This window comes from Rhodococcus sp. USK13 (assembly GCF_018343855.1).
Classification (GTDB): Bacteria; Actinomycetota; Actinomycetes; order Mycobacteriales; family Mycobacteriaceae; genus Rhodococcus_F; species Rhodococcus_F oxybenzonivorans.
The window spans coordinates 3,800,557-3,824,816 of the sequence record NZ_CP069242.1; the positions used below are offsets into that span (position 1 = coordinate 3,800,557).

Consider the following 24,260-nt stretch of genomic DNA (forward strand, 5'->3'; position numbering starts at 1 on the left):
TGGCCTGGCTCAGACGCTAGGCCGAGAACGAGCCGCGTGGGTGTGCGCATCCCGGTGGCCGGGAACCGGGTCGTCGGGGCCTGGGCGCGGTTACGGTTGGCCGGGGAAGACCGCTGTCGTGGGGTCTGTTCCGAGCGCGAGCCGCCAGCCCGCCTCCCGGATCGCCGACTCCGTCAGCCCGGCGACACCCAGCGACCGCGTGTCCTCCGTCTCGCCGTGCTCGACGACAGCGCGCCAGGCGATGGCGGTATCGGCCTCTACTCGTGCGGCGAGCTGGGCCGCCGAGACAGGGTCGGTGACCGGGAACGGCAGGGTGTAACCCGCCTCGGCGGCCGGGGCCGTCAACTCTGCGGCCGTCAACGTGTCGATCAGGGCGTCGCGGCGTGCACGGTGGCCCGCGGCGCCGGCAGCCACTTGATCCGCACGAACCGGATTGGAGAATGCAGCGACCACCCCGTAAGCGAATACTGCGGCATGCTCGGCGGCGAGTGCGTCGGCGAGACTCCGCCCCTCGGATTCGGTAGGAGCGGTCACGACAGCACCACCGCCAGGTAGGTGGCGCACGCGGCGCTGATGGACGCCGACAGCCCGGCGCGGTAGCCACTCAGAGTCCGCGCCGAATCAGCTGCACTGCGCTGGGACTCGGCGAGTTCGGCGCGTAGCTGATCCAATGTCGGCGGGGGAACCGGCACGGTCGGTGCCGCGGACGCGGACGGCGAGGTGGTCGGCGTCGTTCCGTCCGGATAAGTTCCTGCAGCTCTAGCTATTTCGGCGTCCAACGCGTCTGCGTGCGCGGTGCGCTGGACGCGGACGAGGTCGAGCGCGGCGCTGCGGTCGGGGAGCAGTGCGATCGCGGCCGCAGCGCCTGCTGCATCACGTCGGGCAAGCTGCGACTGGGCGACGAGGGAATCGACCTCTGCCCGGTCGTTCGTGTCCTCGGTGCACCCCGCCAATAGGGCGACACCGGTGGCACCGACTGCGGAGACTGCTGCGAGCCGGAGAGCGGCGCGCCGGGACACGGCCGGGCCGAACGTCGGCGGTCGGGAGGCGGTGGGCGTGAGCACCGGTCCATGGTGCCAGGTCGGGTGGCGAAGCCGGGAATCGGCGAGCGGTGCTGGTCACGGAAGCCTCCGATCAGCGTTACTCTTAGATGCCCGAACCCGTCGGAACGGGTAGCGGTGCCGCGTGCGCCCAGCACGTGACACAGCAGCCCCAGACTTCCGACGAACGACCCGCCCGACGAACGACAACTGAAACGAGGAGCTTTCCCGATGCCGGTTCCATCCAAGGAGAGGGTGACGGAGCTCATCTCCGACCTGGTGCACAGCCAGGGTTACGACTTGGAGGACGTTGCCGTCAACCTTGCGGGCAAGCACAGCGCGGTCCGGATCATGGTGGACAGCGACGCCGGGCTCGAGCTCGATGCCGTGGCTCGCCTGAGTCACACGATCTCGGAGGTCTTCGACTCGGTTCCCGACTTCGGGGAGACTCCGTACACGCTCGAGGTCACCTCTCCCGGTATCGACCGGCCGCTCACGCATGAGCGGCACTGGCGCCGGGCCCGCGGCCGGAAGGTGCGCATCGACCTTCCGAACGAGACCGTCGTGGGCCGGATCGGTCGGTGGGACGACGACGCAGTCGAGGTGGTGATCGGGTCGCGCTCCGGGCCGGAGGTTCGCCGAGTATCCGTGTCGGACATCGAGAAAGCCATTGTGCAGGTGGAGTTTTCGAAGCCCGACCCGCGAGAGTTGGAGCTCGCAGGTGGAATACCCGAGGGTCGGGTGTCGCCGTCCGACTCCGATATATCGGAAGAGGAAGAAGTAGCAGAGGAGTTGGACAAGTGAATATCGACATTGCGGCGTTGCGCGCCATCGAGGCTGACAAAGGCATTTCGATCGAAACCGTCATCTCGACGATCCAGACGGCGCTGCTGACGGCCTATCGGCACACCGAGGGCCACAAGAATCATGCGCGGATCGACGTCGATACGAAAAGCGGCATCGTGCGCGTGATGGCGCACGACGTCGACGCGGACGGCAACATGGTCGGCGAGGAGTGGGACGACACTCCGGAGGGCTTCGGCCGCATCGCGGCGACCACCGCGCGTCAGGTCATCCTCCAGCGCCTGCGCGACGCCGAGCACGAGCGGAGCTTCGGTGAGTACTCCACCCACGAGGGTGAGATCGTCGGCGGTGTCATCCAGCGCGACACGCGGGCGAATTCCCGAGGCATGGTCGTCGTGCGGATCGGCAGCGAGGCCAACGGTGCCGAGGGGCTGATACCGCCCGCCGAGCAGGTTCCCGGCGAGACCTACGAGCACGGCGAGCGTCTCAAGTGCTACGTCGTGGGGGTGTCGCGGGGGCAGCGCGGACCACAGATCACCCTTTCCCGGACACATCCGAATCTCGTCCGGAAGTTGTTCGCGCTCGAGGTTCCGGAGATCGCGGACGGGTCGGTGGAGATCATCGCCGTGGCGCGGGAAGCGGGCCACCGGTCGAAGATCGCCGTCGCGTCGCGCGTCTCGGGACTCAACGCGAAGGGGGCGTGCATCGGCCCGATGGGCCAGCGCGTGCGGAACGTGATGAGTGAACTCGCCGGCGAGAAGATCGACATCATCGACTTCGACGAGGATCCCGCCCGGTTCGTCGGCAACGCGTTGTCGCCGTCGAAGGTGGTGTCCGTCACAGTGGTGGATCCGGATGCGCGCGCGGCGCGAGTCGTCGTCCCCGACTTCCAGCTGTCCCTCGCGATCGGCAAGGAAGGGCAGAATGCCCGTCTGGCTGCGCGCCTGACCGGTTGGCGGATCGACATCCGCAGTGATGCGGCGCCCACCCCGGAGTCGGCCGACGGACCCGCCGCGACCACTCGTTGAGCGTGGAATGCGGAGATCGGGGCGAGTCAGCGGTAGAGTGGTCAATGGTTCAGCATGAGCTCCCGGACTTCACGCGCGCCAGTGCCGGTTCGCCGGTACGGACGTGCATTGGATGTCGAGAGCGCGCGCTGGCTCTCGATCTGCTCAGGGTCGTGGTAAGTGAGAGTGGGCCGCAAGGCCATATACTCGTTCCCGACCCACGACGTAGGCTTCCCGGACGAGGTGCGTGGCTGCACCCCGATCAGGCTTGCCTGAGTCTCGCGGAGCGACGCCGAGCCTTCGGCAGAGCGCTGCGAGTCACCGGAAGTGTGGATACGTCAGAGATCGAACATTGGGTACGAGCAGAACGCACACGCAGAGCAGTACCTCTCGAACAGAACAGGCACAAGCACTCATGAGCACACCGTGAAGCACCAGCGATGATCGTCCATCGGAGATAACCCGAGGTCGTGCGGGCCCCTGTCAGGGGAGCCTCCTGCTCGACCTCATCAGTGAGGAGAGCAGTGGCAGGCAAGGCCCGCGTGCACGAGTTGGCTAAAGAACTCGGTGTCACAAGTAAAGAACTACTCGCAACGCTCAAGGAGCAGGGCGAGTTCGTGAAGTCGGCGTCCTCCACAGTGGAGGCGCCCGTTGCCCGACGTCTGCGGGAGTCGTTCCCGAAGTCTTCGTCGCCCGATTCAGCGGCACGCCCGGCGGCCAAGCCCGGCGCGCCGGCGCCGAGCGCACCGTCGACGACGTCGGCCAAGCCGGGCGGACCCCGTCCCGGCCCCAAGCCGGCAGCTCCGGCTCCGGCAGCACCCGCACCGGCGGCCCCGGCTGCATCAGCTCCCGCAGCCACGCCTGCGGCGCAGGCTCCGGCGGCGCCCGCAGCAGCGGCTCCGGCAGCTCCCAGCAGCAGTGCACCCACCAGCAGTGCACCTACCAGCAGTGCACCGATCAGCAATGCGCCGAAGCCGGGTCGCCCGGCTCCGGCCGCGCCGGCACCCGCTGCGCCGTCGGCTCCGGCCGCCAGTGCGTCCGCGGCTCCGTCCACCGGCGCAAAGCCGGGTGGGCCGCGACCGGGCCCCAAGCCTCCGCGTGTCGGTAACAACCCGTACTCGTCGGCTCCGGCCGAGCGTCCGGCGCCGCGTCCGGCTCCCGGCGCACCGCGTCCCGGTGCTCCTCGACCCGCTCCGGGCCAGGGCGGTCCTCGTCCGGCTCCGGGTCAGGGCGGTCCTCGTCCGGCTCCGGGTCAGGGTGGTCCTCGTCCGGCTCCGGGTCAGGGTGGTCCTCGTCCGGCTCCGGGTCAGGGTGGTCCTCGTCCGGCTCCGGGTCAGGGCGGTCCTCGTCCGAGTCCCGGTTCGATGCCTCCGCGTCCGAACCCCGGCGCGATGCCGGCACGCTCGGCTCGTCCCGCTCCCGGTGGTGGTCGTCCCGGCCGTCCCGGCGGCGCTCCCGGTGGGCGTCCCGGCGGTGCGGGCGGCGGCGGTGGCTACCGCGGTGGCGGTGCCCCCGGTGCCGGTGCCGGTGCTCCCGGTGGCGGCGCACCCGCAGGTGGTTTCCGCGGCCGTCCCGGTGGCGGTGGACGCCCCGGTCAGCGCGGTGCAGCAGCGGGCGCGTTCGGTCGCCCCGGTGGCGCCCCGCGTCGTGGGCGCAAGTCCAAGCGTCAGAAGCGCCAGGAATACGACTCCATGCAGGCGCCCGCCGTCGGTGGCGTGCGGTTGCCCCGTGGCAACGGCGAGACCATTCGCCTCGCTCGCGGTGCTTCGCTTTCGGACTTCGCGGAGAAGATCGACGCGAACCCGGCCGCCCTCGTGCAGGCGTTGTTCAACCTCGGTGAGATGGTGACGGCTACCCAGTCCGTCAACGACGAGACCCTCGAGCTGCTCGGCGGCGAGATGAACTACGTCGTCCAGGTCGTCAGCCCGGAGGACGAGGACCGTGAGCTGCTCGACAGCTTCGACCTCACCTACGGTGAAGACGAAGGCGGCGAAGAGGACCTCATGTCCCGTCCGCCGGTGGTCACCGTCATGGGCCACGTCGACCACGGTAAGACCCGCCTGCTCGACACGATCCGTAAGGCCAATGTCCGTGAGGGCGAGGCCGGCGGTATCACGCAGCACATCGGTGCCTACCAGGTGCTCACCGAGCTCGACGGCAACGAGCGTCTCGTGACGTTCATCGACACCCCCGGTCACGAGGCCTTCACGGCCATGCGTGCTCGCGGTGCCAAGGCCACCGACCTCGCGATCCTGGTCGTCGCCGCCGACGACGGCGTCATGCCGCAGACGGTGGAAGCGATCAACCACGCCCAGGCGGCCGATGTGCCGATCGTGGTCGCGGTGAACAAGATCGACAAGGAAGGCGCGAACCCGGACAAGATCCGGCAGCAGCTCACCGAGTACGGGCTGGTGGCCGAGGAATACGGCGGAGACACCATGTTCGTCGACATCTCGGCGAAGCAGGGCACCAACATCGATGCACTGCTCGACGCCGTGCTGTTGACGGCGGATGCTGCCCTCGACCTGCGGGCCAACCCGGATATGGACGCACAGGGTGTCGCTATCGAGGCGCACCTCGACCGTGGACGCGGACCCGTCGCGACCGTGCTCATCCAGCGTGGAACGTTGCGGGTCGGTGACTCGATCGTCGCCGGCGACGCCTACGGCCGTGTGCGCCGGATGGTCGACGAGCACGGCGAGGACGTACTCGAGGCAATGCCCTCACGTCCCGTGCAGGTGGTCGGTTTCACGTCGGTCCCCGGTGCAGGCGACAACCTGCTCGTGGTCGACGAGGATCGCATCGCCCGTCAGATCGCCGACCGGCGCAATGCGCGTAAGCGCAACGCTCTGGCCGCGAAGAGCCGCAAGCGGATCAGCCTCGAGGACCTCGATTCGGCCCTCAAGGAGACGTCGCAGCTCAACCTCATCCTCAAGGGTGACAACTCCGGAACCGTGGAGGCACTCGAGGAGGCGCTGCACGGCATCCAGATCGACGACGAGGTGCAGTTGCGCGTCATCGACCGTGGTGTCGGTGGCGTCACCGAGACGAACGTCAACCTGGCCGCTGCGTCGAACGCGATCATCATCGGGTTCAACGTGCGCGCCGAGGGCAAGGCGACCGAGTTGGCGAACCGCGAGGGCGTCGACATCCGGTACTACTCGGTGATCTACCAGGCAATCGACGAGGTCGAGAAGGCCCTCAAGGGCATGCTCAAGCCGATCTACGAAGAGGTCGAGCTGGGCAAGGCGGAGATCCGCGCGATGTTCCGCTCGTCCAAGGTCGGCAACATTGCCGGTTGCCTCGTCACCTCGGGTAGCATCCGTCGCAATGCAAAGGCCCGGCTGCTGCGTGACAACACGGTTGTCGCCGAGACCGTCACCATCTCTTCGCTGAAGCGGGAGAAGGACGACGTCGTTGAGGTACGCGAGGGTTACGAGTGCGGTTTGACGGTCACCTACACCGACATCAAGGTCGGTGACGTCATCGAGGCCTACGAGCTTCGGGAAAAGCCGCGTGACTGATCTCCCTTTTCGAGTGGGGTGACGTAGCAGCGTTATCCGGCGTGCGCTTCTCCGGCCGACTGGTTCGGCCGGAGAAGCGCACGTCTCCCCGAAGGAGGAAAGTTGTACGTCGGTGCGCTCGAGCTCGACATCTTGCTCGGTGACGTGCGATCTCTGAAAGAGAAGCGTGCAATGGTCAAACCGGTTCTCGCGGAGCTGCGTCGCTACGGTGTGTCCGCCGCGGAAACCGGCGAACAAGATCGGTACCGCCGGTCGATGCTGGGCGTCACCATGGCGAGCTCGGCCGTCGATCACGTACACGAAGTGCTCGACACCTGCGAGCGGCATGTTGCAGATCTGCCGGAGCTGCAACTACTCGCCGTGCGGCGGAGAATTTTCGGGCCCGAGGACTGACTCGGTATGCCCTGCCCGGCGGGTCGTCACGACGCCCCGGCGTGCAGAATGAGAAAGACAGAGCAAAAGTAGGACCACAACTTATCGAGCGGCCAGGGAGAGGAGTCTGATTGTCATGGTGGATCCCGCCCGGGCACGCAAGCTCGCCAAGCGCATCGGCACCATTGTTGCGACGGCAATCGATCACGAAATCAAGGACCCCCGCCTGGCGTTCGTGACCATCACCGATACCAAGGTGACGGCCGACCTCCACGACGCGACCGTGTACTACACCGTGATGGGCGCCGACCTCGAGTCGGAACCCGATCTCGCTGCTGCGGCCGCAGGCCTGGAGAAGGCCAAGGGTGTTCTGCGCTCCAAGGTCGGTGCCGGTACCGGCGTGAGATTCACGCCGACGCTGACGTTCGTCGCGGACACCGTGCCGGACACCGCCCGTCATATGGAAGAACTCCTCGCCCGCGCTCGTGCCGCGGACGACGAGGTCGCCCGTGTCGCTGCCGCGGCGTCCCCGGCCGGAGACCCGGACCCGTACAAGGAGCCACGAACCGAGGACTCGGACGACGTGGATGTCGACGAGCCGTCCGGTTCCCGCCAGGCGGACTGACGCCGACGACATGACCCACACTCAGGAGACGTCCCTGTCTGATCTCGATCGCCAAGAGGTGTATCTGCCGCAGGCGGTCGCCGTCCTCGAGAACGCGACGTCGGTGACGGTTCTGTGTCACGTTCAGCCCGATGCCGACACCATCGGCAGCGGCCTTGCGCTCGGATTGGTTCTCGAGCGCAAAGGTATCCCGGTGCAGGTGGCGTTCGCTGCTCCGGACGAACTGCCCGAGTCGATGCGCGAATTGCCCGGCACCCACCTGCTGGTGCCGGCGGATCAGGTGCATCGAAACGTCGATCTGCTGGTCACCGTCGACTGTGGCAGCGCAGGACGGCTCGGCACGCTCGCCGGCCGCCTCCATGATGCGGCGGAGACGCTCGTCATCGACCACCATCGGTCCAACACCCGGTTCGGACGGATGAACCTGGTGGACGAGTCGGCGGAATCGACCACTGCAGTCCTGGCTCAGATGTTCGACCTGTGGGGCGTGGAGATCGACGCCGACCTCGCGCACTGCCTCTACGCCGGCCTCGTGACCGACACCGGTTCGTTCCGCTGGGTCCAGCCCGGCACCCACACCCTCGCCGAGCGGCTACTCGCGACCGGTATAGACGGTGCCCGGATCGCCCGGCGGCTGCTCGACACCCATCCCTTCGGCTGGCTGCCGATGCTGTCCACGGTGCTGGGATCAGCCACATTCGTTCCCGGCGCCGCAGGCGGCCGTGGTCTGGTCTATGCCGTCATCCGACAGGCCGATGTGCGGGGTCTGCGCTCCGAAGAAATCGAAAGCGTCATCGACATCGTCCGCACCACTTCGGAGGCCGAGGTCGCCGCGGTCTTGAAAGAGGCCGCAGACGGCACCTGGTCGGTCTCACTGCGCTCCAAGTCCGACGTGGACGTCTCGCTCGTCGCCGGATACCTCGGCGGCGGCGGACACCGGTTCGCGGCCGGGTACACCGCAGTCACCTCCGTCGACGAGATCGTGGCGTCACTCGTCGAGTCGCTCGGCTGAGGTTCGGGTCAGTTGGCGGAAGTCTCGGAGAGCACGGGCGATGTAACGGCTGGGACGAAGGTTTCGGGCGATGTCGCTGCCCGCACGGTGTTCGGTCTTGCGCTCCCGGCACTGGGGGTGCTTGCCGCGGAACCGATCTATCTGCTGTTCGACATCGCTGTCGTCGGACGGCTCGGTGCGCTGGCACTCGCGGGTCTTGCGGTCGGCGGACTGATCCTGGCGCAGGTCAGCACCCAGCTGACGTTTCTGTCTTACGGGACCACGGCCCGCGCTTCGCGGATGCACGGTGCCGGCGACGAGCGTGGTGCCGTCCGCGAGGGGGTGCAGGCGACGTGGCTGGCGCTCATCATCGGCGTGACGGTGGTCGCGCTCGTTCATCTGCTGGCCGGTCCCGTGACTTCGGCGATCGCCGGTGGCTCCGACATCGCGCACGCGGCGGCGAGTTGGTTGCGCATCGCCGTGTTCGGCGCCCCGTTGATCCTGATCGCGATGGCCGGCAATGGCTGGATGCGCGGCATGCAGAACACCGTGCGGCCCCTACGGTTCGTGATCGCGGGCCTCGTCGTGTCGGCGATCGCCTGTCCGCTGCTCGTACACGGACTGTGGGGCGCCCCGCGCCTCGGACTCGAGGGTTCGGCCGTGGCGAATGTGATCGGCCAGGCAGTGTCGGCCAGTCTCTTCGTCGGTGCGCTGGTATTCGAACGAGTGCCGCTGCGTACGCGGTGGGGCGTGATGCGGGCTCAGATGATCCTCGGCCGGGACCTGATCCTCCGGAGTCTGGCGTTCCAGGCGTGTTTCCTCTCGGCAGCCGCAGTCGCATCCCGGTTCGGGGCCGCAGCTGTCGCCGCACATCAGGTGGTCCTGCAGTTGTGGAATCTGGTCGCACTCACCCTGGATTCCCTCGCGATCGCGGCACAGGCCTTGGTGGGTGCCGCATTGGGCGCGGGGCACGCCCGCGGGGCCACCCGCCTCTCGTGGCGTATCACGCGGTGGTCCACGCTCTTCGCGTCGGCGTTGGCGCTCATGTTCGCGCTCGGTCACAGTGTCGTACCCCGCCTGTTCACCTCCGATACTGCGGTGCTGGACGACATGGCGGTGGTGTGGTGGTTCTTCGTTGCCATCATTCCCGTGGCCGGAGTGGTCTTCGCTCTCGACGGTGTGCTTCTCGGGGCGGGAGATGTCGTGTTTCTCCGGAATGCCACGCTGGCCTGCGCGTTGGTCGGCTTCCTGCCCTTGATCTGGCTGTCGATGCTCCGCGACTGGGGTCTGGCGGGAATCTGGACGGGGTTGACCGTGTTCATAGTGCTTCGGATGCTGGCGGTCGTCTGGCGCGTCGGCACCGGCCGCTGGGCGGTGACCGGTGCCGACCTTCAGGTCCGGTGCCCCGAGTCCTGACGCGGAGTGAAACGCGAACCGGTGAAGCGAGCGATCGACAAGGAAACAGATCGGGAAGGGGAGTGGACGTGGCAGCCAAGTTGATGGCCGTGAGCGACACCCATGTCGGACACCGGGGAAATCGCCCGATCACCGAGGAGATCTACCCGGATTCCCCGGAGGACTGGCTGATCGTCGCGGGTGACGTCTCCGAGAAGACCGACGACATTCGCTGGGCCCTGAAGCTGCTTCGGAGCAGGTTCGCCAAGGTCATCTGGGTGCCCGGCAATCACGAGCTGTGGACGACGGCCAAGGATCCGGTCCAGATGCACGGCGTCGCGCGCTACGACTACCTGGTCACGATGTGCCGCGAGATCGACGTCATCACTCCCGAGGATCCGTTTCCGGTGTGGGAGGCAGAGGACGGCCCGGTCACGCTGGTTCCGATGTTCCTTCTCTACGACTACACGTTTCTGCCCGCCGGAGCGGCCAACAAGGAGGAGGGCCTCGCGATCGCGCGGGAGAAGAACGTGGTGGCGACGGACGAGTTCCTGTTGTCGAGCGAGCCGTACGGCACCCGGGATGCGTGGTGCCGTCACCGCGTGGAGACGACGAAGGAGCGCCTCGATGCGCTGCCCGCCGGCACCCGGACGGTGCTGATCAACCACTTTCCCCTCGTGCGTGAGCCGACCCAGGTGCTGTGGTACCCGGAATTCTCGTTGTGGTGCGGCACCGAGATGACGGCGGACTGGCATACCCGGTACAACGCGGTCTGTGCGGTGTACGGGCACTTGCACATTCCGCGTACCACCTACTACGACGGCGTGCGGTTCGAAGAGGTCTCTCTCGGCTATCCGAGGGAGTGGCAGCGGCGTGGCCTTCCGGAGAAACTGCTCCGCCAGATCATGCCGGTGCCGGAGTATCCGCCGGGGACGCTCAACAAGTGGGGCGGTCACTTCAAGGTGACTCCCGAGCAGGAGGCGGAAGTGGAGAAGATGCGGGCGAGGGGGACTTTGTGATCGAGAGGATCCTGCCCTCCGGTGTGGCGTCTGCCGAGCTCTTCGAAGACCCACCGGGTTTGCGTCCGCATCCGCAGGAGGAGGCGCTGATCGGGCGGGCGGTCGAGAAACGCCGCCGCGAATTCACCAGCGCCCGGCACTGCGCGCGACTGGCCATGGCGAAGCTGGGTGTGGACCCTGCCCCGATTCTCCGGGGAGAGAAAGGCGCGCCGGTGTGGCCTCGCGGCGTCGTCGGAAGTCTGACGCACTGTGACGGCTACCGCGGCGCCGTGCTCGGGTATGCGATGCAGGTGCGGTCCGTCGGAATCGACGCCGAGCCGCACGAGGCTCTGCCCGAGGGTGTGCTCGACGCGGTGAGCCTCGAAGTGGAACGGAAGTGGCTGTCGGGGACGGACGACTCGGTGCACTGGGACCGGCTGCTGTTCTGTGCCAAGGAGGCGACGTACAAGGCATGGTTCCCGCTCACCGGGAGATGGCTGGGTTTCGAGGACGCACACATCACCTTCGAGGCCACGGACGGCGGCACGGGCACCTTTCATTCAAATCTGCTCATTTCGGGGGAGACCCTCGACGGGCCGCCGCTGGCGTCGTTCGACGGACGCTGGATGGTGTCGGACGGCCTCATCATCACAACAATTGCGGTGCAGTGAGAGTGCCGCTTGCCGGGCTGGCAGAATCGGAACACGTGCCTGCGCGTGAAAAGCCTTCGTCCGGTCTCGTCGGTGCCGGTCTGCTCATCGTCGACAAAGACGCCGGGATCACCAGCCACGATGTCGTGGCGCGGTGCCGCAAACTCCTCGGAACCCGGAAAGTCGGGCATGCGGGCACTTTGGATCCCATGGCGACGGGCGTCCTCGTCCTCGGTGTGGAGCGGGCGACGAAGATGCTCGGGCTTCTGGCGTTGACCACGAAGGCGTACACCGCGACTATTCGGTTGGGGCAGTCGACCGCCACCGACGACGCCGAGGGCGAGACTCTGGCGTCGGCCGATGCCTCTGCTGTGCGAGACGAGGAGATCGCCGCACACGTGGCGCTCCTCACGGGCGAGATTTCGCAAATTCCTGCGAGTGTCAGCGCCATCAAGGTCGACGGGCAACGCGCCCATGCCCGGATTCGTGCGGGCGAGGAAGTGGAACTGGCGGCGCGCTCGGTGACGGTGTCCCGCTTCGACGTGGTCGCGCGACGCGACGAGGACACGTTCGTCGATCTGGATGTCGAGGTGGAATGTTCGTCCGGCACCTACATTCGTTCTCTCGCCCGCGATCTCGGCGCCGCGCTCGGGGTGGGCGGTCACCTGACAAGGTTGCGGCGAACTCGAGTCGGGCCATTCACACTGGACCATGCCCGAACCCTCGAACAGTTGGCCGAGGAGCCGGCGGTCAGCCTCGACATCGACGCGGCAGCGCAGACTGCGTTCCCGCACCGACTCGTCGATGCTGCGGAGGCCGAGTCGATCAGTCAGGGCCGGTGGCTCGAGCCGGTCGGAATCAAGGGTGTGTACGCCGCCATCGACCCGGGCGGGTCGACCATCGCACTGCTGCAGGAGCGCGGCAAGCGTGCCAGTTCGGTGATGGTGGTTCGTCCGGCGACGCTGAGATAGCTCACACCAGCCAGATGGCCTGGGCCGCCGGGTTGCCCAGTTCGACGGAGTCCGGACCGGCGTCGAGCCGGACTGACACCGTCCCCGCGTAGTCGCGTCGCTCGAGCACCGTCACTTCGACGTCCAGTGCTACTCCGACCGAATCGAAATAGCGCAGCATGGCCGGGTCCGAGTCGGAGATCCGCGCGATCCGGCCGCTTTCGCCGTTCGCGAAGTGACTCAGCTGGCGGGCCGGGGGAGTCGGAACCGAACCGTCGACCGACGGGATGGGGTCACCGTGGGGATCCCGCTCCGGGTGTCCCAGCTTGGCATCCATCCGGTTGATCATGAGATCGGACACGGCGTGCTCCAGTATTTCCGCTTCGTCGTGGACCTCGTCCCAGCCGTACCCCAGTTCGCGCACCAGATACGTTTCGATGAGCCGGTGGCGACGGACCATTCCGATGGCGGCTACCCTGCCCGCCTCGGTGAGTGCGATGGAACCGTAGCGGGCGTGATCGACCAGCCCCTGATCGGACAGCTTCCTGATGGCCTCCGACACGGTGGACGCCGACACGCCGATCTTCTCGGACAACAACTTGGTGGACACCCGCTCCTGCGACCACTCCCCGGTGGTCCAGATGACCTTGAGGTAGTCCTGCGCCACAGCCGACAAGGAGCCGGTCTCCGATGCCGTGTCCTCGGTCGCGATCTGGTCATTTTTGTTTCCGGCCACGCCCCGAGCTTAGGCAAGTCTTACCGGACAGACACATCGACACACCTCGAAGGCGGACTCGCGGGGGAAGAACGGCGAGGTGACGGCACGTCCGCCTACACGATCCCGGGGGACCGGCCGGTCCGGAGATGAACATCGGCGCGCCGCACCGTAGGCTGCCAGTCGTGCTGAGATGGCGTGGTCTCGACGAGGTTCCTGCCGACTGGGGTCGTTGTGTACTCACGATCGGCGTATTCGATGGCGTGCACCGAGGTCACGCCCAACTGATCAGCCGGGCAGTGTCGGCTGCACGCAAGCGTGGAATACCCAGCGTGCTCATGACTTTCGACCCACATCCCATGGAAGTGGTTCGCCCGGGCAGTCATCCCGCCCAGTTGACGACGCTGGCCCGCCGCGCCGAACTCGCGGAAGACCTCGGGATCGACGTGTTCTGCGTCATGCCGTTCACCGCCGAATTCATGAAGCTGACGCCGGAGCGGTATGCCCACGAAATTCTCGTGGAGCGTCTGCACGTGGCCGAGGTCGTCGTCGGTGAGAACTTCACCTTCGGCAAGAAGGCCGCGGGCAACGTCGACCTGCTGCGTCAGATCGGCGACCGGTTCGGGTTCGCGGTCGACGGCGTCACGCTGCTCGCCGAGCACGCCGTCACCTTCTCCTCCACCTACATCCGTTCGTGCGTGGATGCCGGTGACATGGCCGCCGCGACGGAGGCCCTGGGCCGGCCCCACCGGGTAGAGGGGGTCGTCGTCCACGGGGACGGTCGCGGCCGTCAGCTCGGTTATCCGACGGCCAATGTCGCGCCTCCGATGTACGCAGCCATCCCCGCGGACGGGGTCTACGCAGCCTGGTTCACCGTGCTCGGGCACGGCGTCGATCTGGGGACGGTCACCTCGGGGGAGCGCTACATGGCGGCCGTGTCGGTCGGCACCAACCCCACGTTCTCGGGCCGCACCCGCACGGTGGAGGCCTTCGTTCTCGATCGTGAGGCCGACCTCTACGGCCAGCATGTCGCTGTCGACCTGGTCGAGCGGTTGCGCGGGATGGAAAAATTCGACTCCGTCGACGATTTGATCGTCGCGATGGGGCGCGACGCGGAGCGCTCGCGCGAAATCCTGTCCGCTTCGGACAGCGCAACGTAATCGAGCCGCATTTCAGCTGGTAAAGTAGTCCGCTGGCGTGCGCTGCGGTTCGCGGTGGCCGCGTCGAATATCGATCCTTTCACGCGAACGTCATTACCAGGAGTGAAAACAGTGGCATTGACCACCGAACAGAAAAAGCAGGTTCTGGGCGAGTACGGCCTGCACGAGACCGACACCGGTTCGCCGGAGGCGCAGGTGGCCATGCTCACCAAGCGCATCGTCGATCTCACCGAACACCTCAAGATGCACAAGCACGACCACCACTCCCGCCGCGGCCTGTTGCTGCTGGTCGGACGCCGTCGTCGTCTGCTCAAGTATGTCCAGAAGGTCGACATCGAGCGTTACCGCTCGCTGATCGAGCGTCTCGGCCTGCGTCGCTGAGTTTCGTGGCACGGCGATCATTCGATCGCCAATCACTCCGGTAGCCGGCGTGGCCTTGCTTAGACTGGGCCTCGCTGGCTATCGGCGTTCGCTGCCGTAGGGCAGCACTACCGTATGCACCCGAGAATGTGGTGTCGGTCTTCGGTAGTGGTCGTCCGGACACGGTCCGGGGGACTTCGATCGACGGCCGCCTCCGCACAGCGACATCCCGAGATCTCGAGAGGGGGATGTCCCTCAGGTGCGCAGTTCTCGCCAGGAGGGTGAGAACGCCCGCGCGGGTACGGCGAAGACGAGAGGGAAGTGAAGAGAAAAGATGACAGAGAACTCCGCAGTAGAGATCGATGAGGGCGTGTTCGAATCCACCGCCGTGATCGACAACGGGTCCTTCGGCACCCGCACCATTCGATTCGAGACCGGCCGCCTCGCCCAGCAGGCCGCCGGCGCCGTCGTCGCCTACCTCGACGACGAGACCATGTTGCTGTCGGCCACCAGCGCCAGCAAGCACCCCAAAGAGCACTTCGACTTCTTCCCCCTGACGGTGGACGTCGAGGAGCGGATGTACGCGGCCGGTCGCATTCCCGGCTCGTTCTTCCGCCGTGAGGGCCGGCCCTCCACCGACGCCATCCTCACCTGCCGCCTGATCGACCGTCCGCTGCGCCCGTCATTCGTCGACGGCCTGCGTAACGAGATCCAGGTCGTCGTCACGGTGATGAGCCTCAACCCGCAGGACCTCTACGACGTGGTCGCCATCAACGCGGCGTCGGCGTCCACCCAGATCGCCGGCCTGCCGTTCTCCGGTCCTGTCGGTGGTGTGCGTGTAGCGCTCATCACCTCGGCGGAGAACAAGGCCGGCCAGTGGGTGGCATTCCCGACGGTCGAGCAGCTCGAGAACGCAGTCTTCGACATGGTCGTTGCCGGCCGCATCGTCTCCGGTTCCGGTGACGACGCCGATGTCGCGATCATGATGGTCGAGGCGGAGGCCACCGACAACGTGATCGCCCTGATCGCGGACGGCGCTCAGGCGCCGACCGAGGCGATCGTGGCCGAGGGCCTCGAGGCGGCCAAGCCGTTCATCGCGCGGCTGTGCACCGCTCAGCAGCAGCTCGCGGCGAAGGCATCGAAGCCCACCGGCGAGTTCCCCGTCTTCCCGGCCTACCAGGACGACGTGTTCGCCGCGGTCGAAGAGGCCGCCGCCGAAAAGCTGAGTGCCGCACTCACCATTGCCGGCAAGCAGGAGCGCGACGACAAGACCGACGAGGTCAAGGTCGAGGTGCTCGAGCAGGTCGCACCCAAGTTCGAGGGACGTGAGAAGGAACTCGGCGCAGCGTTCCGTTCGCTGACCAAGAAGCTGGTACGTCAGCGCATCCTGCGCGACCAGTTCCGCATCGACGGCCGTGGAATCACGGACATCCGTTCGCTCTCCGCCGAGGTCGCCCTCGTGCCGCGGGCACACGGTTCCGCGCTGTTCGAGCGTGGCGAAACCCAGATCCTGGGCGTCACCACCCTCGACATGGTGAAGATGGCGCAGCAGGTCGACAGCCTCGGGCCCGAGACCACCAAGCGGTACATGCACCACTACAACTTCCCGCCGTACTCCACCGGAGAGACTGGTCGTGTCGGTTCGCCGAAGCGCCGCGAGATCGGACACGGCGCGCTGGCCGAGCGGGCACTCATGCCTGTACTGCCGAGTGTCGAGGAGTTCCCCTACGCCATCCGCCAGGTGTCGGAGGCCCTCAGCTCCAACGGTTCCACCTCGATGGGTTCGGTGTGTGCGTCGACGCTCGCGCTGCTCAACGCCGGTGTGCCGCTGAAGGCTCCGGTTGCCGGTATCGCCATGGGTCTGGTGTCCGACCAGGTCGACGGGGAAACCCGCTACGTGGCCCTCACCGACATCCTCGGTGCCGAAGACGCTTTCGGTGACATGGACTTCAAGGTCGCGGGCACCAAGGACTTCGTGACGGCCCTCCAGCTCGACACGAAGCTCGACGGCATCCCGTCGAAGGTCCTCGCCGGCGCGTTGTCGCAGGCCAAGGATGCGCGTGCGACGATCCTCGACGTCATGGCCGAGGCCATCGACACTCCGGACGAAATGAGCCCGTTCGCTCCGCGCGTGACGGCCATCAAGGTGCCCGTCGACAAGATCGGCGAGGTCATCGGGCCCAAGGGCAAGATGATCAACTCGATCACCGAGCAGACCGGCGCCAACATCTCCATCGAAGATGACGGCACCGTGTTCGTCGGTGCGACGGACGGCCCGTCCGCGCAGGCCGCGATCGACATGATCAACGCCATCGCCAACCCGCAGCTGCCGAAGGTCGGCGAGCGCTTCTTGGGCACGGTCGTCAAGACCACCGCCTTCGGTGCATTCGTGTCGCTCCTCCCCGGCCGCGACGGGCTGGTGCACATCTCGAAGCTGGGCTCCGGCAAGCGCATTGCCAAGGTCGAGGACGTCGTGAGCGTCGGCTCCAAGTTGAGGGTCGAAATCGCCGACATCGACAACCGCGGCAAGATCTCGCTGATCCCGGTCGAGGAGGACGGCGCTGCGCCGGCCACCGAGCAGGACGAAGAGCAGGCAGCCGAGAAGTAGGTCTCTCCCGGCTCCTGCCGAGCGGCCCCGCACGTTACTCGTGCGGGGCCGCTCGCGTATTCGGGACCACTGTCAGGTGGCGGGTGCCGCGCCGGCGACGCGGGCGAGCCGCCGAACGAGAAGGGCGATGATCGGCCCGTAGGTGGCGGCCAACACCGGCTCCACCGGCCCGGGCGCCGACAGCGTCATCGTGATTCGCGAGCCGGAACCGAGAGGTTCGACGGAGTGCTCGAGGTCCATGGGACCCACCCGCCAGGTCCAGGACCGACCGGGCGTCTTGGCGGAGATGACCACCGGAACCGGAATGAACCACAGCACCCGTGCTGCCCCGCGGCGCCCGCACTGCACCTCCGGAGATCCCAGAGCCCAGGCACCGCGAATGTGCGGAGCCCATTCTGGCCACCGTGACGGCCGTGACAGCAGGGACCATATCGCGTCGGCCGGCGCGGGAGAATCGGCGGAATAGGAACGGGGCACCCCCGTCATATACCCGATTCGCGAAGTCTTCAGCCGGCTCGGACGGGATCCGACGTGAACACCGGATGAAATGCGGCCAGTCGAGTTGCATGTAACTGTGGGTCCCTCCCACGCTGGTCATCAACGGCGTGGGAGGGAGCCGGTCATGTTGTTTCGCCTGCCCGGGGTCTATCGGCCTCAGCGGGACACCTGGTTGCTCGCCGAGGTACTTGCCGGACGAAAGCTCGGGCCGGGAACGCGTGTGCTCGATTTATGCTGTGGCACCGGCGCATTGAGTGTGGCCGCCTGTGAAGGTGGCGCGGGATGGGTCACCGCCGTCGACGTGTCTCGCCGCGCCGTGATCAGCACTTGGCTCAACTCCAAGCTGAACCGCCGGACCGTGCGGGTGGTGCGGGGCGATCTCGTCGACCCGGTGCGGACGCTGCGCTTCGATGTGGTGGTGGCGAATCCGCCGTACTCGGCGACGTCGGACGACTCTGTTCGCGGTCGCGGTCGCGGGCGCGTTCGCGGGCTGGCGTGGGATGCGGGAATCGACGGGCGCACCGTCCTCGACCGCCTCTGCGTCGCGGTCCCGGAACTCCTTGCTCCGGGCGGCACTCTTCTCCTCGTCCAGTCTGTTCTGAACGGTGTGGAGAAGTCGCGAACCATGCTCGAGGAGCGGGGTCTGCGGGTCGAGGTCGTTGCCTCGGAACACGTTCCGTTCGGCCCAGCACTCGCCGGCCGCGCGCGGATGCTGGAGGAGCGGGGAATGATTCTCCCTGGGCAGCGAACCGAGCGGATCGTCGTACTGGCCGCCACGGATGTGGGGTCGAGAGCCGGTTTACGCCCAGGTAGCTTCGACGAGTGATCCCGCCGGAGGCGGAAACGGGTCGGTCGGTGTCTCCGTGTAAAGTTTGCCGTTCGACGTCGCCCAGTTTTCGAGGACCGCTGAACCACTACATGGCCAAGATCGATCGCCGCCGCGTCGCGGCCCCCACTGCAGCGTCGACCCTGCGTGAACCGGATCCCGGTGTCGAGCGCACTGTGCTTCCCGGCGGTCTCCGCGTTGTCACCGAATACGTTCCCGGCGTGCGATCCGCATCCGTCGGTGTGTGGGTCGGTGTGGGATCCCGCGATGAGCAACCCACGGTCGCGGGAGCTGCGCACTTCCTCGAGCATTTGCTCTTCAAGGCCACTCCGTCACGCAGTGCCCTCGACATCGCCCAGGTGATGGACGGTGTAGGAGGCGAACTCAATGCTTTCACCTCGAAGGAACACACCTGCTTCTACGCGCACGTGCTGGATGAGGATCTGCCCCTGGCAGTCGACCTGGTAAGCGATGTGGTGCTTCGAGGCCGCTGCCGTTCCTCGGATGTCGACGTGGAGCGCCAGGTGGTCCTCGAGGAAATCGCGATGCGTGACGACGATCCCGAGGACTTGCTCGGCGATGCCTTCCTCACGGCTCTGTACGGCGACCACCCCGTCGGCCGTCCCGTGATCGGCAGTGTCGAGTCGATCGAATCGATGACTCGCACCCAGCTGCACTCGTTCCACGTTCGCCGGTACACACCGCCGCGGATGGTGGTAGCGGTGGCCGGGAACGTCGACCACGAGCACACGGTGGAGATGGTGCGCCGGGCGTTCGCCGGTCATCTCGAGGAGGCGGCCGAGCCCGCGCCTCGCCGCGCCGGTGCGTTGCGGCTGCGCACAGCGCCCACGCTGAGCCTCACCAACCGCGACAGCGAACAAGTCCATCTCTCCCTCGGCGTTCGGGCGTTCGGCAGGCACGAGTCGCATCGGTGGGCGCTGTCGGTGCTCAATGCCGCCGTCGGGGGCGGGCTCAGTTCCCGTCTCTTCCAAGAGGTGCGCGAAATCCGCGGGCTCGCGTATTCCGTGTACTCCGGCGTCGATACGTTCGCCGACACCGGTGCGTTCTCGGTCTATGCGGGCTGCCAGCCCGAGAACCTCGGCGAGGTCGCCACGGTCATCCGAGAGGTGCTGTCCACCGTCGCCGCCGACGGCATCGCAGACGCCGAATGTGCCCGCGCGAAGGGGTCTCTGCGCGGGGGTCTGGTCCTCGGCCTGGAGGATTCGGGATCGCGGATGCACCGCATCGGCAAGAGCGAACTGAACTACGGCAACCATCGCAGCATCGCCGAAACCTTGGCGAAGATCGATGCGGTCACCACCGACGAGGTTCGTGACGTGGCGAGGGTGCTGTTGCAGCGCCCCTTCGGCGCCGCCGTCGTAGGGCCGTATCGGCGCAAACGTGATTTGCCCGCGTCGGTGCGTGGCATCGTCCGGTAACGAGCCCGACAACAGGAGGCGTGCGAGATGAAGATTCGTGGAGCAGTGCTCGAAGAGATCGGCCGAACACGACCCTTCGCGGAGTCCGCGCCCATCTCTATCGCCGAACTCGAACTGGACGAGCCGGGTCCGGGTGAAATTCTGGTCCGGATCGAGGCTGCGGGACTGTGCCATTCGGACCTGTCCGTCGTCGACGGCAATCGGGTCCGGCCGGTTCCGATGTTGCTCGGTCATGAGGCGGCCGGGCGTGTCGAGCAACTCGGCGCTGGCGTGGACGACCTCAGCGTCGGACGACGGGTCGTCATGACGTTCCTGCCGCGCTGTGGCCAGTGCGAGGGCTGCGCCACCGACGGCCAGAGGCCGTGCGTGCCGGGTTCGAAAGCCAACAACGACGGAACCCTGCTCGACGGCGGCTCGCGTCTGCATCGGGGCGACGAGTCGGTGCACCACCACCTCGGAGTGTCCGGTTTCGCCACGCATGCCGTGGTCAACCGCCATTCTGTCGTTCCTGTCGGTGACGACGTGCCCGCCGATGTGGCCGCGGTACTCGGATGCGCTGTTCTCACCGGAGGCGGAGCCGTTCTCAACGCCGGCAATCCGCGCCCCGGTCAGGCCGTCATGGTGGTCGGCCTCGGTGGGGTCGGAATGGCCGCGATTCTCACCGCCGTCTCGCGGGGTGCCGGCGAGGTCATCGGGGTCGACTCGGTGCCGGAAAAGCTCCAGGCCGCACTCGAACTGGGTGCGACGGCGGTATACACGCCTGCCGAACTGGTGGAGGCCGGCATACGGGCGCCCATCGTGATCGAGGCCGCCGGCAATGCGCGAGCCTTCGAATCGGCCGTGTCCGCCACCGCCCCCGGCGGAAAAACCATCACCGTCGGGCTGCCGTCCCCACAGGCGCGCTCGTCGATCTCGCCGTTGACCCTGGTGGCCGAGGCCCGCACAATCATCGGCAGCTACCTCGGATCGGCTGTTCCCGCTCGGGACATCCCCGTCTACGAGGATCTGTGGCGTTCGGGGAAGCTGCCCGTGGAGAAGCTGATTTCGTCCCGCATCTCACTCGACCAGATCAACCACGGCATGGACGAACTCGCCGAGGGCCGCGCGATCCGCCAGATCATCGTCTTCGATTGATCGCACCCGGCTACGGGTGTGGAAGCTACGGGTGAGGAGAGGAAGATCTCCCGGTCGGCCCCTGCACTTCGGCCGTCACCCGGTGGTTGCGTAGGCTTTCGGGCGAATCGATGTGACTGGACGGAGCGTGGAGAAGTGAGCGCAGCAGCACCCATCAGGGTCGGAGTTCTCGGAGCCAAGGGCAAGGTCGGCCGAGCGATCTGCGAGGCGGTGGAGCAGGCGTCGGACCTCGAGCTCGTGGCGGAGGTCGATCACGGCGACCGGTTGGAGGTGTTCACCGAGTCCGGTGCTCAGGTTGTCGTCGACTTCACGCACCCCGATGTGGTGATGGACAACCTGAACTTTCTCGTTGCCAATGGCATTCACGCAGTGGTGGGAACCACGGGCTTCGATGACACCCGCCTCGACACGGTGCGGTCGTGGCTGGCCGATCAGCCCTCGGTGGGCGTCCTCATCGCTCCCAACTTTGCAATCGGAGCCGTTCTGTCGATGCGGTTCGCCGAGGCCGCCGCGCGCTTCTTCGACTCCGTCGAGGTCATCGAACTGCATCACCCCAACAAGGCGGACGCACCGTCCGGCACCGCCTACCGGACCGCGGCGCTCATCTCCGAGGCGCGCCGCAAGGCGGGCCTCGGCCTCAGTCCGGACGCCACCACCACCGAACTCGACGGTGCCCGCGGCGCCGATGTGGACGGTGTCCGGGTGCACTCTGTCCGGCTCGCCGGGCTCGTCGCGCATCAGGAGGTCATCCTGGGAACACAGGGGGAGACGCTGACCATCCGGCACGACTCGATCGACCGCAATTCCTTCGCTCCCGGCGTACTCCTCGGGGTGCGGCAGATCGCGTCCCGCCCCGGCCTCACTGTGGGTATCGACCCGCTTCTCGACCTGTGAAGAGTAACGAGTCGACCAAGACGGTCGTCACGATCGCATTGCTTGTCGCCGCGCTCGTGTTCTACTTCGTGCTGCTCGGTCAGCGTGGGATCGCCCTGATCCAGGATGGCGGGGTCGCCGCGGTGGGGCTCGGCGTCGGAGTTCTCATCCTTCCGTTCCTCGGTGCGTGGATCGTCTACGCGACACTCCGGGCAGGCCTGCAACATCAGAAACTCGCCCGTCGCATCGGCGACGAGGGTCTCGAACTGGACGTCACGAATCTGCCGAAGCGTCCGTCCGGACGAATAGACCGCGACGCTGCCGACGCCCTCTTCCAGCAGGTCAAGGCGGAATGGGAGGCGGATCCCGACAACTGGCGGAGCTCGTACCGGCTTGCCCGCGCTTACGACTACGCCGGCGACCGCGGCCGCGCCCGGGAGACGATGAAGCGGGCCGTGGAACTGGAACGTCTCGAACGCGAGAGCGGGGCGGGGCAGTAATGCCGCAACCGGTCGTACGCTGACGACTGTGCCATCACTCCTCGTCGTCCACCACACCCCGTCGCCGGTCACCCGCGAGTGCCTCGAAGCGGTGCTGAAGGGTGCCCGGGACCCCGACATCGAGGGCGTCGAGGTGCGGTCGATACCCGCTCTCGGGGCCACCGTGCCCGACGTCCTCGCCGCCGACGGCTTCCTGTTCGGGACGTCCGCCAACTTCGGTTACATGTCGGGAGCGCTCAAGCACTTCTTCGATACGGTGTACTACCCCTGTCTCGACGCGGTCGCGGGCCGCCCCTACGGTCTGTGGGTACACGGCAACAACGACACAGCCGGCGCGGTCACGTCGGTACAGAAGATCGTGACCGGCCTCGCACTCACGCAAGCCGCCGAAGCGCTCGAACTCACCGGTGCGGTCGACGCGGCAGCACGTGAGCGCTGTTACGACCTCGGTGCGACGGTGGCAGTGGTTCTCGCCGAGGGCATCTGACGCCCGCTGGGACGTGTCGATCCGCGATCCTGCCTCATACTGTCGGTACCTGGTGACAGGATGCGGTCATGCGTGAGATGACCGCCGCCGCGGCCAGAAAGTCGGCACTGTGGGCGCAGGGATTTGCCGATGCCAGGCCGACGGGTATCCCTACCCGACGGCACATCCGCTCGGTTCTCGACCGGATCCGGTTGTTCCAGATCGATTCGGTGTCGGTGGCGGCTCGGGCCCACTACGTTCCGCTGTTCAGCAGAATCGGCGTCTACGACCGGGGACTGCTCGACTCGGCGGCGTGGTCGCACCGTGCCCGCACGCCGCGCATGCTCGCGGAGTATTGGGCGCACGAGGCGGCGTTCATCCCGGTCGAGGACTGGCCGTTGTTCCGGTGGCGTATGCACCGCTACCGGCACGGCAGGTGGGCAGGCGAGGCCCGGGTACTCGACAGCAATCCCACCCTCGCCGCCGATGTGCTCGACGTGATCCGGGCGGTGGGTCCCAGCAGCGCCCGCGACGTGGAGAAGCACCTCGAGGTCGATCGGCCCGATCGCAAAGGGCCGTGGTGGGACCGCAGCGACACCAAGGTCGTATGCGAGCAGTTGTTCGCCGCCGGGGCCCTCGCGGTCGACAAACGAGTCGCGTTCACCCGTCACTACGATCTCACCGATCGAGTGCTGCCCGAAAGCATTCTCGCGCAGGAGTATTCGGAGGAGGAGTCGATCCGGCGGCTCGTCGGCCGGTCCGCACGGGCGCTGGGAGTAGCGACGGAGTCTGACCTGCGCGACTACTACCGGCTGTCCCCGGCGCAGATCAAGCCCGCAGTCGAGGACCTCGTCGAGGACGGTGTGCTCCACGCGGTCACCGTGCGAGGCTGGGACGTTGCGGCCTACATGCATCGCGACGTCCGGACGCCGCGGCGGGTAGAGGGCGCTGCGCTGTTGTGTCCGTTCGATCCGCTTGTATTTTTCCGGCCGCGGACGGAGCGGATGTTCGACTTCCGGTATCGCCTCGAGATCTACACTCCCGCGCACAAGCGGGTGCACGGTTACTACGTCTTTCCGTTCCTACTCGACGGCGAGTTGGTAGCCCGAGTCGATGTGAAAGCCGACCGAGCGAGGGGAGCGCTCGAGGTGCGGTCGGCCTTCGTCGAAGCGGGAGCGCGTCCCGAGCGGGTGGTGGAGCCGCTGCTGTCCGAGCTGTACCGGATGGCGGAGTGGCTCGAGCTGGGCGAAGTCACGGTAGACAAGCGTGGAGATCTCGCCCCACTTCTCGCGGCCGCGGCGAAGCGACCGCGAGAAGTGTGAGCG

At 66.9% G+C, this 24,260-nt stretch carries 25 protein-coding genes; 21 read left to right on the plus strand and 4 right to left on the minus strand.

Going from position 1 to position 24,260, the window contains the following annotated elements; translation table 11 throughout:
• Window positions 1–90 precede the first annotated feature (90 nt).
• Both JQT59_RS19970 and JQT59_RS19975 read right to left on the minus strand, forming a co-directional pair.
• A complete protein-coding gene (locus tag JQT59_RS19970) occupies window positions 91–534 on the minus strand; it encodes a ferritin-like domain-containing protein (protein WP_213571700.1) in 444 nt (147 codons plus the stop codon).
• Window positions 531–1,064 (minus strand): hypothetical protein, encoded by a 534-nt coding sequence (locus tag JQT59_RS19975; protein ID WP_213571701.1) that lies wholly within the window; start codon window positions 1,062–1,064, stop codon window positions 531–533. Before JQT59_RS19975 ends, JQT59_RS19970 begins: the two co-directional genes overlap by 4 nt.
• 207 nt (window positions 1,065–1,271) lie before the next feature.
• Between JQT59_RS19975 and rimP the strand changes: the two genes are divergently transcribed.
• From rimP to truB, 11 genes are all read left to right on the plus strand, one after another.
• Window positions 1,272–1,844: a ribosome maturation factor RimP gene (gene rimP, locus JQT59_RS19980; protein WP_213571702.1), complete on the plus strand. Its 573-nt coding sequence runs from the start codon at window positions 1,272–1,274 to the stop codon at window positions 1,842–1,844.
• Window positions 1,841–2,872 carry a transcription termination factor NusA gene (gene nusA, locus JQT59_RS19985; protein ID WP_109330833.1) on the plus strand — a complete coding sequence of 344 codons (1,032 nt, stop codon included), beginning with the start codon at window positions 1,841–1,843 and terminating at the stop codon, window positions 2,870–2,872. The genes rimP and nusA overlap by 4 nt, the downstream gene beginning before the upstream one ends.
• A gap of 44 nt (window positions 2,873–2,916) precedes the next feature.
• Window positions 2,917–3,270, plus strand: a complete 354-nt coding sequence (locus JQT59_RS19990) for a YlxR family protein (RefSeq protein ID WP_213571703.1) — start codon at window positions 2,917–2,919, stop codon at window positions 3,268–3,270.
• 105 nt (window positions 3,271–3,375) lie between these two features.
• Window positions 3,376–6,375 (plus strand): translation initiation factor IF-2, encoded by a 3,000-nt coding sequence (gene infB / locus JQT59_RS19995; protein WP_109330829.1) that lies wholly within the window; start codon window positions 3,376–3,378, stop codon window positions 6,373–6,375.
• A gap of 102 nt (window positions 6,376–6,477) precedes the next feature.
• Window positions 6,478–6,768: a DUF503 domain-containing protein gene (locus tag JQT59_RS20000; RefSeq protein WP_109330827.1), complete on the plus strand. Its 291-nt coding sequence runs from the start codon at window positions 6,478–6,480 to the stop codon at window positions 6,766–6,768.
• 115 nt (window positions 6,769–6,883) lie between these two features.
• A complete protein-coding gene (gene rbfA / locus JQT59_RS20005) occupies window positions 6,884–7,372 on the plus strand; it encodes a 30S ribosome-binding factor RbfA (protein WP_109330825.1) in 489 nt (162 codons plus the stop codon).
• Between the two features lie 10 nt (window positions 7,373–7,382).
• On the plus strand, window positions 7,383–8,384 hold the full coding sequence (locus JQT59_RS20010) for a DHH family phosphoesterase (RefSeq protein WP_213571704.1): 1,002 nt from the start codon (window positions 7,383–7,385) through the stop codon (window positions 8,382–8,384).
• Between the two features lie 12 nt (window positions 8,385–8,396).
• On the plus strand, window positions 8,397–9,779 hold the full coding sequence (locus JQT59_RS20015) for an MATE family efflux transporter (RefSeq protein WP_502939718.1): 1,383 nt from the start codon (window positions 8,397–8,399) through the stop codon (window positions 9,777–9,779).
• 68 nt (window positions 9,780–9,847) lie between these two features.
• On the plus strand, window positions 9,848–10,777 hold the full coding sequence (locus JQT59_RS20020; RefSeq protein ID WP_109335170.1) for a metallophosphoesterase family protein: 930 nt from the start codon (window positions 9,848–9,850) through the stop codon (window positions 10,775–10,777).
• Window positions 10,774–11,427: a 4'-phosphopantetheinyl transferase Npt gene (gene npt / locus JQT59_RS20025; protein WP_213571705.1), complete on the plus strand. Its 654-nt coding sequence runs from the start codon at window positions 10,774–10,776 to the stop codon at window positions 11,425–11,427. Before JQT59_RS20020 ends, npt begins: the two co-directional genes overlap by 4 nt.
• Window positions 11,428–11,462: 35 nt before the next feature.
• A complete protein-coding gene (gene truB / locus JQT59_RS20030; RefSeq protein WP_213571706.1) occupies window positions 11,463–12,377 on the plus strand; it encodes a tRNA pseudouridine(55) synthase TruB in 915 nt (304 codons plus the stop codon).
• Between the two features lies 1 nt (window position 12,378).
• Here truB and JQT59_RS20035 read toward each other — a convergent pair whose 3' ends face one another.
• A complete protein-coding gene (locus JQT59_RS20035; protein ID WP_109330819.1) occupies window positions 12,379–13,092 on the minus strand; it encodes a metal-dependent transcriptional regulator in 714 nt (237 codons plus the stop codon).
• 164 nt (window positions 13,093–13,256) lie between these two features.
• On the opposite strand from JQT59_RS20035, the gene JQT59_RS20040 reads away from it, so the two are divergent.
• From JQT59_RS20040 to JQT59_RS20050, 3 genes are all read left to right on the plus strand, one after another.
• The gene (locus JQT59_RS20040) at window positions 13,257–14,231 is read left to right on the plus strand and encodes a bifunctional riboflavin kinase/FAD synthetase (RefSeq protein ID WP_213571707.1); all 975 of its coding nucleotides are present in this window, start codon (window positions 13,257–13,259) and stop codon (window positions 14,229–14,231) included.
• 111 nt (window positions 14,232–14,342) lie between these two features.
• Entirely contained in the window at window positions 14,343–14,612 is a 270-nt protein-coding gene (rpsO, locus tag JQT59_RS20045; RefSeq protein ID WP_213571708.1) for a 30S ribosomal protein S15, read from the plus strand.
• A 313-nt stretch (window positions 14,613–14,925) separates the two neighbouring features.
• Window positions 14,926–17,199 carry a polyribonucleotide nucleotidyltransferase gene (locus JQT59_RS20050; RefSeq protein WP_213571709.1) on the plus strand — a complete coding sequence of 758 codons (2,274 nt, stop codon included), beginning with the start codon at window positions 14,926–14,928 and terminating at the stop codon, window positions 17,197–17,199.
• 72 nt (window positions 17,200–17,271) lie between these two features.
• Here JQT59_RS20050 and JQT59_RS20055 read toward each other — a convergent pair whose 3' ends face one another.
• Window positions 17,272–17,685, minus strand: a complete 414-nt coding sequence (locus JQT59_RS20055) for an SRPBCC family protein (protein WP_249353687.1) — start codon at window positions 17,683–17,685, stop codon at window positions 17,272–17,274.
• Window positions 17,686–17,821: 136 nt separating this feature from the next.
• Here JQT59_RS20055 and JQT59_RS20060 point away from each other — a divergent pair, with 136 nt between their 5' ends.
• The 7 genes from JQT59_RS20060 (at window position 17,822) to JQT59_RS20090 (ending at window position 24,257) form a co-directional block, all read left to right on the plus strand.
• A complete protein-coding gene (locus tag JQT59_RS20060; RefSeq protein ID WP_213571710.1) occupies window positions 17,822–18,523 on the plus strand; it encodes a HemK2/MTQ2 family protein methyltransferase in 702 nt (233 codons plus the stop codon).
• A gap of 92 nt (window positions 18,524–18,615) precedes the next feature.
• Entirely contained in the window at window positions 18,616–19,962 is a 1,347-nt protein-coding gene (locus JQT59_RS20065) for a M16 family metallopeptidase (RefSeq protein ID WP_213571711.1), read from the plus strand.
• Between the two features lie 27 nt (window positions 19,963–19,989).
• The gene (locus tag JQT59_RS20070) at window positions 19,990–21,096 is read left to right on the plus strand and encodes an alcohol dehydrogenase catalytic domain-containing protein (protein ID WP_213571712.1); all 1,107 of its coding nucleotides are present in this window, start codon (window positions 19,990–19,992) and stop codon (window positions 21,094–21,096) included.
• A gap of 135 nt (window positions 21,097–21,231) precedes the next feature.
• The gene (gene dapB / locus JQT59_RS20075; protein WP_213571713.1) at window positions 21,232–21,990 is read left to right on the plus strand and encodes a 4-hydroxy-tetrahydrodipicolinate reductase; all 759 of its coding nucleotides are present in this window, start codon (window positions 21,232–21,234) and stop codon (window positions 21,988–21,990) included.
• Window positions 21,987–22,469 (plus strand): hypothetical protein, encoded by a 483-nt coding sequence (locus JQT59_RS20080; protein WP_159926277.1) that lies wholly within the window; start codon window positions 21,987–21,989, stop codon window positions 22,467–22,469. Before dapB ends, JQT59_RS20080 begins: the two co-directional genes overlap by 4 nt.
• 28 nt (window positions 22,470–22,497) lie before the next feature.
• Window positions 22,498–22,956, plus strand: a complete 459-nt coding sequence (locus JQT59_RS20085; RefSeq protein ID WP_213571714.1) for a flavodoxin family protein — start codon at window positions 22,498–22,500, stop codon at window positions 22,954–22,956.
• 68 nt (window positions 22,957–23,024) lie between these two features.
• The gene (locus tag JQT59_RS20090; protein WP_213571715.1) at window positions 23,025–24,257 is read left to right on the plus strand and encodes a winged helix-turn-helix domain-containing protein; all 1,233 of its coding nucleotides are present in this window, start codon (window positions 23,025–23,027) and stop codon (window positions 24,255–24,257) included.
• The last annotated feature ends 3 nt before the right edge of the window (window positions 24,258–24,260 follow it).

Coding starts and splice junctions, on each gene's coding strand:
- JQT59_RS20010 (WP_213571704.1), top strand. CDS start 7,383: ATGACCCACACTCAGGAGACGTCCCTGTCTGATCTCGATCGCCAAGAG.
- JQT59_RS20070 (WP_213571712.1), top strand. CDS start 19,990: ATGAAGATTCGTGGAGCAGTGCTCGAAGAGATCGGCCGAACACGACCC.
- JQT59_RS20050 (WP_213571709.1), top strand. CDS start 14,926: ATGACAGAGAACTCCGCAGTAGAGATCGATGAGGGCGTGTTCGAATCC.
- JQT59_RS20065 (WP_213571711.1), top strand. CDS start 18,616: ATGGCCAAGATCGATCGCCGCCGCGTCGCGGCCCCCACTGCAGCGTCG.
- JQT59_RS20060 (WP_213571710.1), top strand. CDS start 17,822: ATGTTGTTTCGCCTGCCCGGGGTCTATCGGCCTCAGCGGGACACCTGG.
- rbfA (WP_109330825.1), top strand. CDS start 6,884: ATGGTGGATCCCGCCCGGGCACGCAAGCTCGCCAAGCGCATCGGCACC.
- JQT59_RS20055 (WP_249353687.1), bottom strand. CDS start 17,685: ATGACGGGGGTGCCCCGTTCCTATTCCGCCGATTCTCCCGCGCCGGCC.
- JQT59_RS20090 (WP_213571715.1), top strand. CDS start 23,025: ATGCGTGAGATGACCGCCGCCGCGGCCAGAAAGTCGGCACTGTGGGCG.
- rimP (WP_213571702.1), top strand. CDS start 1,272: ATGCCGGTTCCATCCAAGGAGAGGGTGACGGAGCTCATCTCCGACCTG.
- JQT59_RS19990 (WP_213571703.1), top strand. CDS start 2,917: ATGGTTCAGCATGAGCTCCCGGACTTCACGCGCGCCAGTGCCGGTTCG.